The organism is Streptomyces nitrosporeus, from assembly GCF_008704555.1.
Lineage (GTDB): Bacteria > Actinomycetota > Actinomycetes > Streptomycetales > Streptomycetaceae > Streptomyces > Streptomyces nitrosporeus.
This window is the reverse complement of record NZ_CP023702.1, coordinates 1,788,134-1,805,376: the sequence shown is the minus strand read 5'-3', so window position 1 is coordinate 1,805,376 and position 17,243 is coordinate 1,788,134. Positions and strand designations below refer to the sequence as shown.

The window sequence follows — 17,243 nt, the reverse complement described above, 5'->3', positions numbered from 1 at the left end:
ACCGCCGGCGGACCGGATGCCCCCGGGGGGAATCTTCGGGCCGCGTCACACGTTGTGACCGGTGTAACGACTTCCATCGACGTAAGGATCCAATGACCTCCTCTTCTTCCCTTCCCCAGGACGCGCAGCACGTGCAGAGCGCCACGGACCCCGCGTCCGAAAGCCTCACCGAGGGCCTCCGGGCCGACGCCCTGATGGAAGAGGACGTCGCCTGGAGCCACGAAATCGACACGGAGCGGGACGGCGACCAGTTCGACCGCTCCGAACGCGCGGCGCTGCGCCGCGTGGCCGGGCTCTCCACCGAGCTCGAGGACGTCACCGAGGTCGAGTACCGCCAGCTGCGCCTGGAGCGCGTGGTGCTGGTGGGCGTCTGGACCTCCGGGACGGCCGAGGACGCGCGGAACTCCCTCGCCGAGCTGGCGGCCCTGGCGGAGACGGCCGGCGCACTCGTGCTCGACGCCGTCTTCCAGCGGCGCGACAAGCCCGACCCCGCCACCTACATCGGCTCCGGCAAGGCCCTGGAGCTCCGGGACATCGTGCTGGAGTCGGGGGCCGACACCGTCGTCTGCGACGGTGAGCTGAGCCCCGGCCAGCTGATCCACCTCGAAGACGTCGTCAAGGTCAAGGTGGTCGACCGGACCGCGCTGATCCTCGACATCTTCGCCCAGCACGCCAAGTCCCGGGAGGGCAAGGCGCAGGTCTCGCTCGCGCAGATGCAGTACATGCTGCCGAGGCTGCGGGGCTGGGGCCAGTCGCTCTCGCGTCAGATGGGCGGCGGCGGTTCCAGCGGCGGCGGTGGCATGGCCACGCGTGGTCCCGGTGAGACCAAGATCGAGACGGACCGGCGCAGGATCCGCGAGAAGATGGCGAAGATGCGCCGGGAGATCGCGGAGATGAAGACCGGGCGCGAGATCAAGCGCCAGGAGCGCAAGCGCAACAAGGTGCCCTCGGTGGCCATCGCCGGATACACCAACGCCGGCAAGTCCTCGCTCCTCAACCGGCTCACCGGCGCGGGCGTGCTGGTGGAGAACGCCCTGTTCGCCACCCTCGACCCGACCGTGCGCCGGGCCGAGACGCCGAGCGGCCGCGTCTACACCCTGGCCGACACCGTCGGCTTCGTGCGCCATCTCCCGCACCACCTCGTGGAGGCGTTCCGCTCCACCATGGAGGAGGTCGGCGAGGCCGACCTGATCCTGCACGTGGTGGACGGTGCCCACCCGGTGCCGGAGGAGCAGCTCGCCGCCGTGCGCGAGGTGATCCGGGACGTCGGCGCCGTCGACGTCCCCGAGATCGTCGTCGTCAACAAGGCGGACGCGGCGGACCCGCTGGTGCTCCAGCGGCTCCTGCGCAACGAGAAGCACGCGATTGCGGTGTCGGCGCGTACCGGCGCGGGGATCGACGAACTGCTCGCGCTGATCGACGACGAGCTGCCCCGCCCGTCCGTCGAGATCGAGGCCCTGGTGCCGTACACGCAGGGCGCCCTCGTTTCCCGGGTGCACGCCGAGGGCGAGGTGGTCTCCGAGGAGCACACCCCGGAGGGCACCCTGCTCAAGGCCCGGGTGCACGAGGAACTCGGCGCGGAGCTCTCGGTCTTCGTACCGGCGGCGCACTGACCGCACCGCACGGCGGCGCCCGCCCGGCGCGCCCCGGCACCCGCGGACACACCGGAGGCCCGGCCACCGCCCGTGAAGGCGGGGGCCGGGCCTCCGGTGCGCCGGGCTACCGTCCGGCGTACTTCTCGCTGACCGCCTCGTAGACGCCCTCGGCCTCGGGGCCGAGACGCGGGCCGGCCAGCCAGCCGGCCGTCACCGGGCCGATGGAGGTGTTGGAGACCAGGGCCGGCTCGCCGTCCCGGCCCTTCGCCACCCAGCCGCCGCCGGAGGAACCGCCGGTCATCGTGCACCCGATGCGGTACATCGTCGGCTCGTTCTCGGACAGCGAGAGCCGGCCCGGCCGGTCCGTGCACCGCAGAGCCCTCTGGCCGTCGAACGGCGGAGCCGCCGGGTAGCCGGTGGCCGTCATGCTCTCGATCTCCGGGACCGCGGGGGCGTCGAACTCGACGGGGAGGGCCGCACCGACCGTCTCCTCCAGCGATGCGCCCGACGCGCCCTTCTCCGGGGTGACCTGGAGCACCGCGAAGTCGTACGGCGCTCCCTGCCCGCCGGTCGCCGCCCCCTGGGCGATCCACTGGTCGGACGTCTGGGCCCACTGCCCCCACCACAGGCCGTACGGCGCGATCTGCTCCTTCGACGCCGTCTCCAGCTCCGCCGCCGACAGGCCCGCGTCGTTGTACGACGGGACGAAGACGATGTTGCGGTACCAGCCGCCGTCCTTGCCCGCGTGCACGCAGTGCCCCGCGGTCCACACCATGTTGGACCTGCCGGGGTTGGCCGGGTCCTGGACCACGGTCGCCGAGCAGACCATCGGGCCCTTGGGGCCGTCGAAGAGCAGCTTCCCCGAGGCGGGCGCGTCGTCGTGGTACGGCGTTCCCAGAGCGGCGGCCTCGACCGGGGCGGGCGTCGGGTCCGTCACGCCCTCGTCCCCCGGGATGTCGTTGTCGACGGGGTTCTCCGGCGGCTTCTCGGCCTCCCGCATCCGGTCCGGGTTCCAGAGGTCCTCGATGATCGGGTTGATGTAGTCCTTGGCCTCACGCAGCCACTTGTCCTGGTCCCAGTTCTTCCACGCGCCGTCGCGCCACTTCTCGACGTCGATCCCGTGTTCCTTCAGACGGTCCTTCAGGTCCTCCGGAATCGTGATCTTCCCGTCGGACGCGCCGGCCGCGGAGTCGCTCGCCTTGTCGCTCGGCACGTCCTCCTCGGGACCGCAGGCGGTGGCGGTGAACGTCAGGACGGCGGCGAGGGCCGCCGCGGCGAGGGCGGGCCGCCGCGCACCCCTCCCACGCCGTGCCGTGCCGGTCGGACGGATGGGTCGCATCTGGTGATCCCCCTGGGACTTCGTCACTGACTTCCTTACCGCACTGCGGAGTTGCCTGTGCGGGGCGGCGGCAGCGCCTGACACGGCTGCGCGCGCACCCGTCCGGTACCCGTGTGCCGGCCCCCACTATGCCGTTGCCGTGGGGGACGGTACGCGGCAGGGCCGCGGTTCCGTCCCCGCGGGTGTCCGCCTCCGCAGGGATCTTCCGATTTACCCGTGATCCTTCGTGCCCGGCGTCGTTGGTACGTGCGAAGGACACCCGCACAGTGCCCACCGGACCGGTCCGTCCCCTCCGTCCTTCCGGACACCGTCCTTCCGGCAGACCGTGCGGAAACGCAGCGCAACCGTGACAGCAGGGAGAGCGAACAGCCGTGGCCGTGACCGAACCAGCTCCGGTGGTACCTCCCCCCGCCCACGAGGGGATCCTGCGGCGCCAGGCCCTGCGTGAGTCGGCGGCCCGTACGTACGCCCGCTCCCTGCCCATCGTGCCGGTGCGGGCCAGGGGCATGACCATCGAGGGGGCGGACGGGCGGCGCTATCTGGACTGCCTGTCGGGGGCGGGGACCCTGGCCCTCGGCCACAACCACCCGGTGGTGCTGGAAGCCGTCAAGAAGGTCATCGACTCCGGCGCCCCGCTGCACGTGCTGGACCTCGCCACCCCCGTCAAGGACGCTTTCGTCACGGAGCTGTTCGCCACACTGCCGCGCGAACTCGCCGACGACGCCCGCATCCAGTTCTGCGGCCCCGCGGGGACGGACGCCGTCGAGGCCGCCTTCACCCTCGTGCGCGCGGCGACCGGGCGCAGCGGCCTGCTGGCGTTCACCGGTGCCTACCACGGGATGACCACCGGGGCGCTGGCGGCCTCCGGGGGCGCCCCGGACACGACCGTCACCCGGCTGCCCTTCCCGCACGACTACCGGTGCCCCTTCGGGGTCGGCGGGGAACGCGGCGCGGACATCGCAGCCCGCTGGACCGAGTACCTCCTGGACGACCCCAAGAGCGGCGTGCCCGCTCCCGCCGCCATGATCGTGGAGCCGGTGCAGGGGGAGGGCGGGGTCAACCCCGCGCCGGACGGCTGGCTCAGGCGGATGCGGGAGATCACCCGGGACCGGTCCGTCGCGCTGATCGCGGACGAGGTGCAGACCGGGGTGGGACGGACCGGAACGTTCTGGGCGGTCGAACACAGCGGCGTGGTACCCGACGTGATGGTGCTGTCCAAGGCCATCGGCGGTTCCCTGCCGCTCGCGGTGATCGTCTACCGTTCCGGGCTCGACCTGTGGGAACCCGGCGCCCACGCCGGGACCTTCCGGGGCAACCAGCTCGCCATGGCGGCCGGTGCCGCCACCCTCGCCTACGTACGGGAGAACGGGCTCGCCGAACGGGCCGGGACGCTCGGTGCGCGGATGCTCGCCCGGCTCCAGGCCCTGAGCGCGGAGCACCCGAGCATCGGGCATGTCCGGGGCCGCGGCCTGATGCTGGGGATCGAACTCGTCGACCCTCAGGCCCCGCCGGCCTGCGGGGCACCGGAGAGCGCGGTCCCGCCGCCCGACCCCGCGCTCGCCGCCGCGGTCCGGCAGGAGTGCCTGCGCCGCGGCCTCATCGTCGAACTCGGCGGCCGCCACAGTGCCGTGGTGCGGCTGCTGCCCCCCCTCACGCTCACCGACGAACAGGCGACAGCGGTCGTGGACCGTCTCGCGGATGCCCTGCGAGCGGCGGAGCATTCCACGTACCGTCGAACCACTGCCGGGCCGGCCCGCTGATGCCGGACCCCTGACAAGGAAGACCGCCGTGAACCCCAACCCCCCCTCCGAGGCCGACGGCCCTCTCACCGGCCACCCGCGCGTATCGGAGCTGCCGGACGGTGACCTCGTCGTCGAGCCGGCGACCGTGCCGCGGCAGAAGTCCGGGCAGGGCGCGACGCCGCGCACCCCGGTGACCGAGACCCGCACCGCTTCCGCGCTCCGCGCCCCGGCGCACCCGGCACCGTCCGGCGCCGGGGGACCGGACCCGCTCGACGACCCGGACCCCGCCCGCGCCGCGGACGCCGCGGGCACCGAGAACCTGCTGCGCTGCTGGGTCCGGGAGAACGACCTGCCCCGGCCCGGGGACGGCGTCCTGCGCGTCCCGCTGCCCGCCAGCGCCACCGCGCTGCTCGTCCCGGTACGCCACTGGTCGGCGACCGGATGGCACCGCTTCGGCACCCCCGTCCTGGAGGACGCGCCCGCCGCCCCCGGGGCCGACGCCGTCACCGTGGCCGCCCTGCTCGGGCGCGAGAGCGGCCGCGGGGCCTGCGTGGATCTCGTCGCCCGGGTGGCCGACTCGGTCCGGCAGACCACGGTCTTCCTCAGGGAACGACGCCGCGGGCCCGCCGCCGGCGCCGGGGCGGACCTGTTCCTCTCCGGTGAGCAGGCACTCGTGCTCGGACACCCCCTGCACCCCACACCGAAGAGCCGCGAGGGGCTCTCCGAATCGGAGACCTTCCTCTACTCACCCGAACTGCACGGCTCCTTCCCGCTGCACTGGATGGCGGTGGACCGGTCGGTCCTGGCCACCGGATCGACCTGGAGCCCGGAAGGCCGGACGGTCCCCGCCGAGGAACTCCTCGCCCCCCACGCCGCCGGGCTGCGGCTCCCCGAGGACACCACCGCCCTGCCCCTCCACCCCTGGCAGGCGGCCGAACTCACCCGCCGCCCCGACGTGGTGGCACTCCTGGAGAAGGGCCTCCTCCACGACCTCGGACCGCACGGCGACCACTGGCACCCCACCTCCTCGGTGCGCACCGTGCACCGGCCAGGCGCGGGCGTGATGCTCAAGCTGTCCCTCGGCGTACGCATCACCAACTCCCGCCGGGAGAACCTCCGCAAGGAACTGCACCGGGGGGCCGAGGTGCACCGGCTGCTGGAAACCGGCCTGGCCCGCCAATGGCAGCGGGAGCACCCCGGTTTCGACATCGTCCGCGACCCCGCGTGGCTCGCCGTCGACACCCCGGAGGGCGATCCCGTCCAGGGCCTGGACGTGATGCTCCGTCACAACCCCTTCGGCGTCACCGACGACGCGGTGTGCATCGCCGGTCTCACGGCCCCCCGCCCCTGGCAGGGCCGCACGACCACGCACTCACGGCTCGCGGACCTCGTCTCCCGGCTGAGCGCCCGCACCGGCCGCACCACCCGGGAGGTCTGCGCCCAGTGGTTCCAGCGCTACCTCGACGCGGTGGTGCGCCCCGTACTCTGGCTGGATGGCACGGCAGGCGTCGCCCTCGAAGCGCACCAGCAGAACACCCTCGTCCTCCTCGACCCCGACGGCTGGCCGGCCGGGGGCAGGTACCGGGACAACCAGGGGTACTACTTCCGCGAGTCCCACCGGGCCGGCCTGGAGCGCCGTCTGCCGGGCATCGGCGCGGTCAGCGACACCTTCGTCACCGACGCCGTCACCGACGAGCGGCTCGCCTACTACCTGGGCATCAACAACGTGTTCGGGCTCATCGGCGCGTTCGGCGCGCAGGGTCTGGCCGACGAACAGGAGCTGCTCACCGCGTTCCGCGGGTTCCTGGAGGAGACCGCGGACCAGGGGTCGTCCCTGCCCGGGTATCTGCTCGGCACCCGCGCACTCCGCTGCAAGGCCAACCTGCTGACCCGGCTGCACGGTCTCGACGAACTCGTCGGCCCCGTCGACACCCAGTCCGTGTACGTCACCATCACCAACCCCCTGGTCCCCTGATCCGGTCCCCGGTCCCCTGATCCGGCCGACCGGCCGCACCACGAGAGGAGAACACCACGGTGCACCAGGCCGCTACGCACATCGAGGGGCGGGCCGACGCGGGCCCGCCCGGCGCCACGGGCACCGAGGACACCCTGGAGATGCGGCTCACCGAGGAACTCCTCGCCCCGCGCGGCGACGGGGCGGCGGGAGCCGCCGCGCACGGTGACGCCTTCGGCCCGGCCGGCGACCCCGCCGCCTGGCAGCCGGTCACGACCCCCGCGGGCGAGTTCGAGCTGGTGCCCGTACGGCTCGAACGCGACCTGGGAGTGATCACCCGCTGGATGAACGATCCGGCCGTCGCCGCGTTCTGGGAACTCGCCGGACCGGAATCCGTCACGGCCGGCCATCTGCGCCCGCAACTGGACGGGGACGGCCGCAGCGTCCCCTGCCTGGGCGTGCTGGCCGGCCGGCCCATGAGCTACTGGGAGATCTACCGCGCCGATCTGGACCCGCTGGCCCGCCACTACCCGGCCCGGCCCCACGACATGGGCGTACACCTCCTCGTCGGCCAGGTCGCCAACCGGGGCCGGGGCCTCGGCGGTGTCCTGCTCCGGGCGGTCAGCGACCTCGTGCTCGACAACCGTCCGCGGTGCGCGCGCGTCGTGGCCGAGCCGGACCTGCGGAACACCCCTTCCGTGGCGGCCTTCCTGAGCGCGGGCTTCCGCTTCTCCGCCGAGGTGGAGCTGCCCGACAAGCGGGCCGCGCTGATGATCAGAGAACGAGCGCACCGTACCCAGCTGTGACGTACGCACCCCCCTCGCCCGTACCGCCAATCCCCATCGGTCCCACCCGGAGGTGTCCTTGTGCCGACAAACCCTGCGAGCCACGACCCGGCCGATACGTTTCCCGCACGGGACGCCCCGGAACTGAACGGGGCCGTCTGGGACCGGGTGTCGTCACGTCTGCTCGCCAAGATGATCGGCGAGTTCGCCTACGAGGAACTGGTCGAGCCGGTACCGGAGGAGGGCGGGGCGGACGGCGGGGACGGTGCGCCGGACGGGACCGGGCGGTACGCCCTGCCGCTCGACGACGGGTCCCTCGTCCGCTTCCGGGCCCGGCGCGGGGTGTACGGCAGCTGGCGGGTCGCCCCCGACTCGATCCGGGTGGGCACCGGGCAGGCGGACCCGGCCGAGGCCGGGGGGCCCGCCCCTTCCCGTCCCGGGGCCACCGTGCCGTTCCGGGACCCGCTGGAGTTCCTCGCACGGGCACGCGGTCTCCTCGGCGTGGACGGCGCCACCCTCGGCCACCTCGTGCGGGAGCTCACCGCCACCCTCGCCGCGGACGCCCGCCTGGCGCACACGGCGCTCCCCGCGGCCCGGCTTGCCGACCTTCCCTACGCCGAACTCGAAGGGCACCAGACGGGCCACCCCTGGCTCGTCGCCAGCAAGGGCCGGCTCGGCTTCTCCGACTCGGACGCCGCCCGGTTCGCCCCCGAGGCGCGTACCGCCCTCAGGCTGCCGTGGATCGCCGTCAGCACCCGGATAGCCAGCTACCGGGGAGTACGCGGTCTCGCGGCCCCCGAAGACCTCTACGCACAGGAACTCGACCCCGGCCTGCGGGAGTCCTTCACCGGCACCCTGCTGGCCCGCGGGGCCGACCCCGGCGCCTACCTCTTCCTGCCGGTGCACCCCTGGCAGTGGGACGAGTGGATCGTCCCCCTCTTCGCCCCGGCCATCGCGGCCGGCGACATCGTGCCGCTGGGCCACGACACGGACCTGCGGCTGCCGCAGCAGTCGATCCGCACCTTCAGCAACACCACCCGCCCGGACCGGCACACGGTCAAGCTGCCGCTGTCGATCCTGAACACCCTCGTCTACCGGGGCCTCCCGACCGAGCGCACCCTCGCCGCCCCCGCTGTCACCGCCTGGGTCCACGGCCTGCGCGACGGCGACCCCTTCCTGCGGGACACCTGCGGGGTCATCCTGCTCGGCGAGGTCGCCTCGGTGTCGGTCGAGCACCCTCTGTACGACCACCTGCCCGAGACCCCGTACCAGTTCAAGGAGATCCTCGGCACGATCTGGCGGGAGCCCCTGCAACCCCGGCTCGCACCCGGAGAGCGGGCCCGCACCCTCGCCTCGCTGCTGCACACGGACCCGGAGGGCCGGGCCTTCACCGCCGAACTCGTCGGCCGTTCGGGGCTCACCCCCCGGGCCTGGCTGTCCCGCCTCTTCGCCGCGCTGCTGCCACCCCTGCTGCACTTCCTGTACCGGTACGGCACGGTGTTCTCCCCGCACGGCGAGAACGCCATCGTGGTGTTCGACGAGCACGACGTACCGGTCCGGCTGGCGATCAAGGACTTCGTCGACGACGTGAACGTCAGCGCCCGCCGGCTGCCCGAGCACGACTCGATGCCCGACGAGGTGCGCCGCACCCTGCTGACGGAGGACCCCTCCTTCCTCACCCAGTTCATCCACTCCGGGCTCTTCGTGGGGGTCTTCCGCTACCTGTCACCGATCTGCGAGGAGCAACTGGATGTGCCCGAGAGCGATTTCTGGTCACTCGTACGGGCCGAGATCCTCCGCCACCACGCGCGCTTCCCCGAACTCAAGGAGCGTTTCGAGATCTTCGACATGCTGACGCCGACCATCGAGCGCCTCTGCCTCAACCGCAACCGTCTGCACGTGGACGGTTACCGGGACCGGCCGGAGAGGCCGCACGCGGCCGTCCACGGCGAGGTCGTGAACCCGCTGCACCCCTACGCGTGAGGCCGGGAGGGAGATCGGTGTCGGTGGTGAGCCGTAGGGTGGAGACGCTATGACGAAGCCATCGCTCCCCGAGCTCCTCCACGCCGCCGTGACCGCCGTCGGCGGTACGGAACGGCCCGGCCAGGCCGCCATGGCCGAGGCCGTCGCCGCAGCCGTCGACGACAACGCCCACCTGCTGGTCCAGGCGGGCACCGGCACCGGCAAGTCCCTCGGCTACCTGGTGCCCGCGCTGGCCCACGGGGAGCGGGTCGTGGTGGCCACCGCCACGCTCGCCCTCCAGCGCCAGCTGGTGGAGCGGGACCTGCCCCGGACGGTCGAGTCGTTGCGGCCGCTGCTGCGCCGGACCCCCCGGTTCGCGATGCTCAAGGGCCGGTCCAACTACCTCTGCCTGCACCGCCTCCACGAAGGGGTCCCGCAGGACGAGGAGGACGGCCTGTTCGACCAGTTCGAGGCCGCCGCGCCGTCGAGCAAGCTGGGACAGGACCTGCTGCGTCTGCGTGACTGGTCGGACGAGACCGAGACCGGGGACCGGGACGACCTCACCCCGGGCGTCTCGGACCGGGCCTGGGCACAGGTCTCGGTCTCCTCGCGTGAGTGCCTGGGCGCGACGAAGTGCGCGTACGGAGCCGAGTGCTTCGCCGAGACGGCCCGTGAGCGGGCCAAGCTGGCCGATGTCGTCGTCACCAACCACGCGCTGCTCGCCATCGACGCCATCGAGGGCGCGCCGGTGCTCCCGCAGCACGAGGTGCTGATCGTTGACGAGGCCCATGAGCTGGTCTCGCGGGTCACCGGTGTGGCCACCGGGGAGCTCACCCCCGGCCAGGTGAACCGGGCGGTGCGCCGCGCGGCCAAGCTGGTCAACGAGAAGGCCGCGGACGCCCTGCAGACCGCCTCGGAGGGGTTCGAGCGCGTCATGGAGCTGGCACTCCCGGGCCGCCTGGAGGAGATCCCCGAGGACCTCGGCTACGCCCTGACGGCGCTGCGTGACGCCGCTCGCACGGTCATCTCCGCTCTCGGGGCCACCCGGGACAAGTCCGTGCAGGACGAGGACGTGGTCCGCAAGCAGGCGATGGCCTCGGTCGAGTCGGTCCACAGCGTCGCCGAGCGCATCACCCAGGGCTCCGAGTACGACGTCGTGTGGTACGAACGCCACGACCGCTTCGGCGCGTCGCTGCGGGTCGCGCCGCTGTCCGTGTCCGGGCTGCTGCGGGAGAAGCTGTTCTCCGAGCGGTCGGTGGTGCTGACCTCGGCCACGCTCAAGCTGGGCGGGGACTTCAACGGGGTGGGGGCGTCCCTGGGGCTCGCCCCCGAGGGCACCGCCGGCGAGGACGTCCCGCAGTGGAAGGGGCTGGACGTCGGGTCGCCGTTCGACTACCCGAAGCAGGGCATCCTGTACGTCGCCCGGCACCTGGCCACCCCCGGCCGCGAGGGCTCCCGCACCGACATGCTGGACGAGCTCGCCGAGCTGGTCGACGCGGCGGGCGGGCGCACCCTGGGCCTGTTCTCCTCGATGCGGGCGGCGCAGGCCGCCGCGGAGGAGCTCCGGGGCCGTCAGGACCGGACGATCCTCCTCCAGGGGGAGGAGACGCTCGGCGAGCTGATCAAGAACTTCGCTGCGGACCCGGAGACCTGCCTCTTCGGCACGCTGTCACTCTGGCAGGGCGTCGACGTACCCGGGCCGAGCTGCCAGCTCGTGGTCATGGACCGGATCCCCTTCCCCCGGCCCGACGACCCGCTGATGAGCGCCCGGCAGAAGGCGGTCGAGGAGGCGGGGGGCAACGGCTTCATGGCGGTCGCGGCCACCCATGCCGCGCTGCTGATGGCGCAGGGGGCGGGGCGGCTCGTGCGCGCCACCGGGGACAAGGGAGTGGTCGCGGTCCTCGACCCCAGGCTGGCGAACGCCCGGTACGGCAGCTATCTGCGGGCCTCGTTGCCCGACTTCTGGTACACCACGGACCGTAACCAGGTGCGCCGCTCGCTCGCGGCCATCGACGCCGCGGCGAAGGCGGCCCCATAGGCGGGGCCCGCGGAGACGGGCCGGTACGGGGCGACGCGGGGCGGCACGGGCCGTCACGGGCGGCACGGAACCGGCACGATACGGCGCGGGCCCGGCCCTCGCGGGGGCCGGAGAAGCCGCCGACGGCACACAGAGAGCCCCGGGACCGGCGCAGGGGTCCCGGGGCCCGATTGCGGACCGGCTGCCGTCACACGCGCCGGAGCACCGCCACCACCTTGCCGAGGATGGTCGCCTCGTCCCCGGGAATGGGCTGGTACGCGGAGTTGTGCGGGAGCAGCCACACATGGCCGTCCTCCCGCTTGAAGCGCTTCACGGTGGCCTCGCCGTCCAGCATGGCGGCCACGATGTCGCCGTTCTCCGCGACGGGCTGGCGGCGCACGGTGACCCAGTCACCGTCCATGATCGCGGCCTCGATCATCGAGTCGCCGACCACCTTCAGCACGAACAGCTCACCGTCGCCCACGAGTTGCCGGGGCAGCGGGAACACGTCCTCGACGGACTCCTCGGCGAGGATCGGGCCGCCGGCTGCGATCCGGCCGACCAGGGGGACGTACGAAGCGGCGGGCTTGCCGGTGGTGTCCGTCGGCTGGGTGCTGGGCTGATCCGAACCGCGCACCTCGTACGCGCGCGGGCGGTGCGGATCGCGGCGCAGGAACCCCTTGCGCTCCAGGGCCATCAGCTGGTGGGCGACGGACGAGGTGCTGGAGAGCCCCACCGCCTGGCCGATCTCCCGCATCGACGGGGGGTAGCCCCTCCGCTGCACCGAATCCCGGATGACCTCGATGACGCGTCGCTGGCGGTCCGTGAGCCCCGAGCTGTCCGCACGGATGCCCGGGGGCCTTCCGGGCAAGGACCGCGCGGGGCGCGCGGGCTCTGGCCCCTGTGGGTTCATGACTGATTCGTTCATCGTGTGCACCGGCTCAAGTCGGCTCTGGGAGCGGTGGTCCTGGGCGGTGATGGTGGCGCTGTCGGCGGTGGTGGTCACGTCGGCCCCTCTCGAGTGTTCTCCCTGGTTAGGCAACGGTAGTAGCTTTCGAAAGGTTGCGCCAAACACACGTTCGAGTGAAAAACGAATAAAGGCCTGTCGCGGGAACGCCCTCAGGTGTATGCGAAAACCGGTGGGGGAGAGGGGCGGAAGTCGTCCCGCCGTCCCGTGCGCGGCCTTCCGCGACCCGCGACAGTCTGCCATTCCCCGCCCCCGCGATCCGGCCGCCCGGCCCTTTCCCGTACCCTCGTGCGGGGCCGTACGCCGCCTCCCCGGCACCCCGAAGGGCGCGACACGCCCTGGTGTGCCGGTGGAGTAAAACCCTAGATCTAGTGGTTGGGCCGCTGTCGGCACCCAGAAGTAGTGGTCCCGGGTCTTCCGGGCCGGCTCCATCGCCTATGCTTACTGCTGCCTCGAAGGTCCGTGACCGGGCCTGACAAGGCTATTCAGTCGTGCTGTGAAGGAGGGTTCGGAGATATGCACTGCCCCTTCTGCAGGCACCCCGACAGCCGGGTCGTGGACAGTCGGACCACGGACGACGGCACGTCGATCCGGCGGCGGCGCCAGTGCCCCGACTGCGCGCGGCGCTTCACCACGGTGGAGACCTGCTCGCTGATGGTGGTCAAGCGCAGCGGCGTGACCGAGCCCTTCAGCCGGACCAAGGTCATCTCGGGCGTCCGCAAGGCGTGCCAGGGGCGTCCCGTCACCGAGGACGCGCTGGCGAAGCTGGGGCAGCGGGTCGAGGAGGCGGTGCGGGCGACCGGGAGCGCCGAACTGACCACGCACGACGTGGGGCTCGCCATACTCGGCCCCCTGCAGGAACTCGACCTCGTGGCCTACCTGCGTTTCGCGTCGGTGTACCGGGCGTTCAATTCGCTCGACGACTTCGAGGCCGCCATCGCGGAACTCCGCCGGCAGCGGCCTCTCACCGGGGAGCGGGGGAGCGAGGAGCCCCCCGAGGTCCCCGCCCCCGTCACTGTCGCCGCCGATTGAGCACGGGCCGCCTACGGGGCGGCGAGGCCGGCGGCAGACGGCAGAAGACCTGCTCCGCGGCGCTGTGCGTGGCGCCCGGAGTATCAGACACACACTGTGCCCTGGGAAGAACTGGGCACTTCAGGGCGTTTTTGCCCACATATGGGAGGCGGCATGACAGAGACGGCGAGCGGCCCGGCACGAGGTTCCCGTACCAAGGGAGCCAAGTCGACTGCGACCAAGCAGGGCCTGCGCATCGAGCGCATCCACACCACTCCCGGCGTGCACCCGTACGACGAGGTGGAGTGGGAGCGCCGTGACGTCGTCATGACCAACTGGCGCGACGGCTCGATCAACTTCGAGCAGCGTGGCGTCGAGTTCCCCGGCTTCTGGTCGGTGAACGCGGTCAACATCGTCACCAGCAAGTACTTCCGGGGGGCCGTCGGCACCCCCCAGCGCGAGACCGGTCTGCGTCAGCTGATCGACCGGATCGTGAAGACGTACCGGAAGGCCGGCGAGGAGCACGGCTACTTCGCCTCTCCCGCCGACGCCGAGATCTTCGAGCACGAGCTGGCCTACGCCCTCCTGCACCAGATCTTCAGCTTCAACTCGCCGGTCTGGTTCAACGTCGGCACGCCGCAGCCGCAGCAGGTCTCGGCGTGCTTCATCCTGTCCGTCGACGACTCCATGGAGTCGATCCTCGACTGGTACAAGGAAGAGGGGATGATCTTCAAGGGCGGCTCCGGCGCCGGCCTGAACCTCTCCCGCATCCGCTCCTCCAAGGAACTCCTCTCCTCCGGCGGCAACGCCTCGGGTCCGGTCTCCTTCATGCGCGGTGCCGACGCGTCCGCGGGAACGATCAAGTCCGGTGGCGCCACCCGCCGCGCCGCCAAGATGGTCATCCTCGACGTCGACCACCCGGACATCGAGAACTTCATCGAGACCAAGGTGAAGGAGGAGGAGAAGATCCGCGCCCTGCGCGACGCGGGCTTCGACATGGACCTGGGCGGCGACGACATCACGTCCGTCCAGTACCAGAACGCCAACAACTCGGTCCGCGTGAACGACGAGTTCATGAAGGCCGTGGAGTCCGGCGGCAAGTTCGGCCTGCGCGCCCGCATGACCGGCGAGGTCATCGAAGAGGTCGAGGCCAAGTCCCTCTTCCGTAAGATGGCCGAGGCCGCCTGGGCCTGCGCCGACCCGGGCATCCAGTACGACGACACCATCAACGCCTGGCACACCTGCCCGGAGTCCGGCCGGATCAACGGCTCGAACCCCTGCAGCGAGTACATGCACCTGGACAACACCTCGTGCAACCTGGCCTCGCTGAACCTGATGAAGTTCCTCAAGGACGACGGCGAGGGCCACCAGTCCTTCGAGTCGGAGCGCTTCGCCAAGGTCGTCGAGCTGGTCATCACCGCGATGGACATCTCGATCTGCTTCGCGGACTTCCCGACCCGGAAGATCGGTGAGAACACCCGCGCCTACCGCCAGCTGGGCATCGGCTACGCCAACCTCGGCGCCCTGCTGATGGCGACCGGCCACGCGTACGACAGCGACGGCGGCCGCGCGCTCGCCGGCGCCATCACCTCGCTGATGACCGGCACCTCCTACCGGCGCTCCGCCGAACTCGCCGCGGTCGTCGGCCCGTACGACGGCTACGCCCGCAACGCCGAGCCGCACCAGCGCGTCATGAGGCAGCACGCCGACGCCAACACCAAGGCCGTCCGCATGGACGACCTGGACTCGCCGGTCTGGGCCGCCGCGACGGAGGCCTGGCAGGACGTGATCCGGCTCGGCGCAAGGAACGGCTTCCGCAACGCCCAGGCCTCGGTCATCGCCCCCACCGGCACCATCGGTCTCGCGATGTCCTGCGACACCACCGGCCTGGAGCCCGACCTCGCCCTGGTCAAGTTCAAGAAGCTGGTCGGCGGCGGCTCGATGCAGATCGTCAACGGCACCGTCCCGCAGGCCCTGCGCCGCCTCGGCTACCAGCCCGAGCAGATCGAGGCGATCGTCGCCCACATCGCCGAGAACGGCAACGTCGTCGACGCCCCCGGCCTGAAGACCGACCACTACGAGGTCTTCGACTGCGCCATGGGCGAGCGCTCCATCTCGGCCATGGGCCACGTCCGGATGATGGCGGCGATCCAGCCGTGGATCTCCGGCGCGCTGTCCAAGACGGTGAACCTGCCGGAGACGGCCACCGTCGAGGACGTCGAGGAGGTCTACTTCGAGGCGTGGAAGATGGGCGTCAAGGCGCTCGCCATCTACCGCGACAACTGCAAGGTCGGCCAGCCCCTCTCCGCCAAGAAGAAGGAGCAGGAGAAGGCCGAGGTGACCGCCAAGGCCGAGGGCACCATCCGCGCCGCGGTCGAGAAGGTCGTCGAGTACCGTCCGGTCCGCAAGCGCCTGCCCAAGGGGCGTCCCGGCATCACCACCAGCTTCACGGTGGGCGGCGCCGAGGGGTACATGACCGCCAACTCCTACCCGGACGACGGTCTCGGCGAGGTCTTCCTGAAGATGTCCAAGCAGGGATCGACCCTCGCCGGAATGATGGACGCCTTCTCGATCGCCGTCTCGGTCGGTCTGCAGTACGGCGTGCCCCTGGAGACGTACGTCTCCAAGTTCACCAACATGCGCTTCGAGCCGGCCGGCATGACGGACGACCCGGACGTGCGGATGGCGCAGTCGATCGTCGACTACATCTTCCGCCGCCTGGCGCTCGACTTCCTGCCCTTCGAGACGCGTTCCGCCCTCGGCATCCACTCCGCCGAGGAGCGCCAGCGCCACCTCGACACCGGTTCCTACGAGCCGTCCTACGCGGACGACGAGATGGACGTCGAGAGCCTGGCCCAGTCCGCCCCCGTGCAGACCGAGCCGCTGAAGGCCGTCGCCGACCCCGCCGGGCCCGTCGCGGAGAAGGCCGCCCCCCGGACGGCGCACACCTCGGCCGAACTGGTCGAGATGCAGCTCGGTATCAGCGCCGACGCGCCGCTCTGCTTCTCCTGCGGCACGAAGATGCAGCGCGCCGGATCCTGCTACATCTGCGAGGGCTGCGGCTCCACCAGCGGTTGCAGCTGATCCCCGGATGAGGTGAGGGGAGGGGCACCGGCCGTCCAGGCCGGTGCCCCTCCCCTTCTCCCGTTCCGCCGCCCCGGGCGGTCAGGGGCCGGCGAGGTCTCCCATCGCCGCGGTGAACGCGTCGGGATCGCCGTCGAACCCGCGGACCATGCCCCTGAACCCCCAGGCCCCCGAGGCGTCCCGGGCGAACTCGCCGACGACGGCGGCCGTCGCGGCCGGGACGCCCGCGAAATCGTCCTCGGCCAGGACGGTGTACCCCTCACGGATCTGTACGGCCGTGTGCTCTATCCGGCCGAAGGTCTTGTGCCCGTCACGCTGCTGGATGGCGACACCGACGACGACCCTGGCGTACGCCGCCGACAGCCGGTTCAGCTCCAGCGTCATCACCTCGTCGAAACCGAAACCCTGGCCGGTCCTGCTGTCCCGGTTCAGCGTGATCGTGCCGTCGGGGGAGCGGCTGTCGAAGTGGACCAGGTAGACGGGGGCCCCGTGCGGTGCGTCGGCGGCGTAGGTGGCCGCGATGACGTCGAGGTCGTTGGCGGGCTCACCGGCCGGGCTGGGATCCCACTTGACCCGTACCTCGGCCTTGTCGATGTCCTTGTTGGGCGTGCTCATCGGGACGTCCCTCCTCGCTGCTTGTCGGTGCCGTGGTACGGCGCCGCCGGGCTGCCGGCCGGGGCGTTCCGGCCGGACCGGAGCCGGGGCCGGACCGGCCGGAAGACCCCGGCCCACCTCGATGATGTCGGTAACTTTGCGGGGATCCAACCACGTTGGGGACCAGCGGCTG

General features: G+C 71.8%; 11 protein-coding genes. 8 read left to right on the top strand and 3 right to left on the bottom strand.

Annotated elements, in window-relative coordinates; all coding sequences use genetic code 11:
* The first annotated feature begins 92 nt into the window (after positions 1 to 92).
* Positions 93 to 1,613 carry a GTPase HflX gene (gene hflX / locus CP967_RS07635; protein ID WP_150487229.1) on the top strand — a complete coding sequence of 507 codons (1,521 nt, stop codon included), beginning with the start codon at positions 93 to 95 and terminating at the stop codon, positions 1,611 to 1,613.
* A gap of 106 nt (positions 1,614 to 1,719) precedes the next feature.
* Here the strand turns inward: hflX and CP967_RS07630 are convergent, their stop codons facing one another.
* A complete protein-coding gene (locus tag CP967_RS07630) occupies positions 1,720 to 2,934 on the bottom strand; it encodes a trypsin-like serine peptidase (RefSeq protein WP_150487228.1) in 1,215 nt (404 codons plus the stop codon).
* A 371-nt stretch (positions 2,935 to 3,305) separates the two neighbouring features.
* On the opposite strand from CP967_RS07630, the gene CP967_RS07625 reads away from it, so the two are divergent.
* From CP967_RS07625 to CP967_RS07605, 5 genes are read left to right on the top strand one after another with little or no spacing between them, the layout of a single operon-like run.
* Positions 3,306 to 4,694, top strand: a complete 1,389-nt coding sequence (locus CP967_RS07625) for a diaminobutyrate--2-oxoglutarate transaminase family protein (protein WP_150487227.1) — start codon at positions 3,306 to 3,308, stop codon at positions 4,692 to 4,694.
* Positions 4,695 to 4,722: 28 nt separating this feature from the next.
* Positions 4,723 to 6,651: an IucA/IucC family protein gene (locus tag CP967_RS07620; RefSeq protein ID WP_150487226.1), complete on the top strand. Its 1,929-nt coding sequence runs from the start codon at positions 4,723 to 4,725 to the stop codon at positions 6,649 to 6,651.
* 59 nt (positions 6,652 to 6,710) lie between these two features.
* On the top strand, positions 6,711 to 7,436 hold the full coding sequence (locus CP967_RS07615; RefSeq protein ID WP_229888333.1) for a GNAT family N-acetyltransferase: 726 nt from the start codon (positions 6,711 to 6,713) through the stop codon (positions 7,434 to 7,436).
* Positions 7,437 to 7,496: 60 nt separating this feature from the next.
* The gene (locus CP967_RS07610; RefSeq protein ID WP_150487225.1) at positions 7,497 to 9,398 is read left to right on the top strand and encodes an IucA/IucC family protein; all 1,902 of its coding nucleotides are present in this window, start codon (positions 7,497 to 7,499) and stop codon (positions 9,396 to 9,398) included.
* A 49-nt stretch (positions 9,399 to 9,447) separates the two neighbouring features.
* The gene (locus CP967_RS07605) at positions 9,448 to 11,415 is read left to right on the top strand and encodes an ATP-dependent DNA helicase (protein ID WP_150487224.1); all 1,968 of its coding nucleotides are present in this window, start codon (positions 9,448 to 9,450) and stop codon (positions 11,413 to 11,415) included.
* A 187-nt stretch (positions 11,416 to 11,602) separates the two neighbouring features.
* Here the strand turns inward: CP967_RS07605 and lexA are convergent, their stop codons facing one another.
* The gene (lexA, locus tag CP967_RS07600; protein ID WP_150487223.1) at positions 11,603 to 12,400 is read right to left on the bottom strand and encodes a transcriptional repressor LexA; all 798 of its coding nucleotides are present in this window, start codon (positions 12,398 to 12,400) and stop codon (positions 11,603 to 11,605) included.
* Positions 12,401 to 12,877: 477 nt separating this feature from the next.
* Between lexA and nrdR the strand changes: the two genes are divergently transcribed.
* Together nrdR and CP967_RS07590 are read left to right on the top strand one after the other, a co-directional pair.
* On the top strand, positions 12,878 to 13,393 hold the full coding sequence (nrdR, locus tag CP967_RS07595) for a transcriptional regulator NrdR (RefSeq protein WP_150487222.1): 516 nt from the start codon (positions 12,878 to 12,880) through the stop codon (positions 13,391 to 13,393).
* A gap of 153 nt (positions 13,394 to 13,546) precedes the next feature.
* Positions 13,547 to 16,456 (top strand): vitamin B12-dependent ribonucleotide reductase, encoded by a 2,910-nt coding sequence (locus tag CP967_RS07590; RefSeq protein WP_150487221.1) that lies wholly within the window; start codon positions 13,547 to 13,549, stop codon positions 16,454 to 16,456.
* 81 nt (positions 16,457 to 16,537) lie between these two features.
* Here the strand turns inward: CP967_RS07590 and CP967_RS07585 are convergent, their stop codons facing one another.
* Positions 16,538 to 17,071 (bottom strand): TerD family protein, encoded by a 534-nt coding sequence (locus CP967_RS07585; RefSeq protein WP_150487220.1) that lies wholly within the window; start codon positions 17,069 to 17,071, stop codon positions 16,538 to 16,540.
* Positions 17,072 to 17,243: the final 172 nt, after the last annotated feature.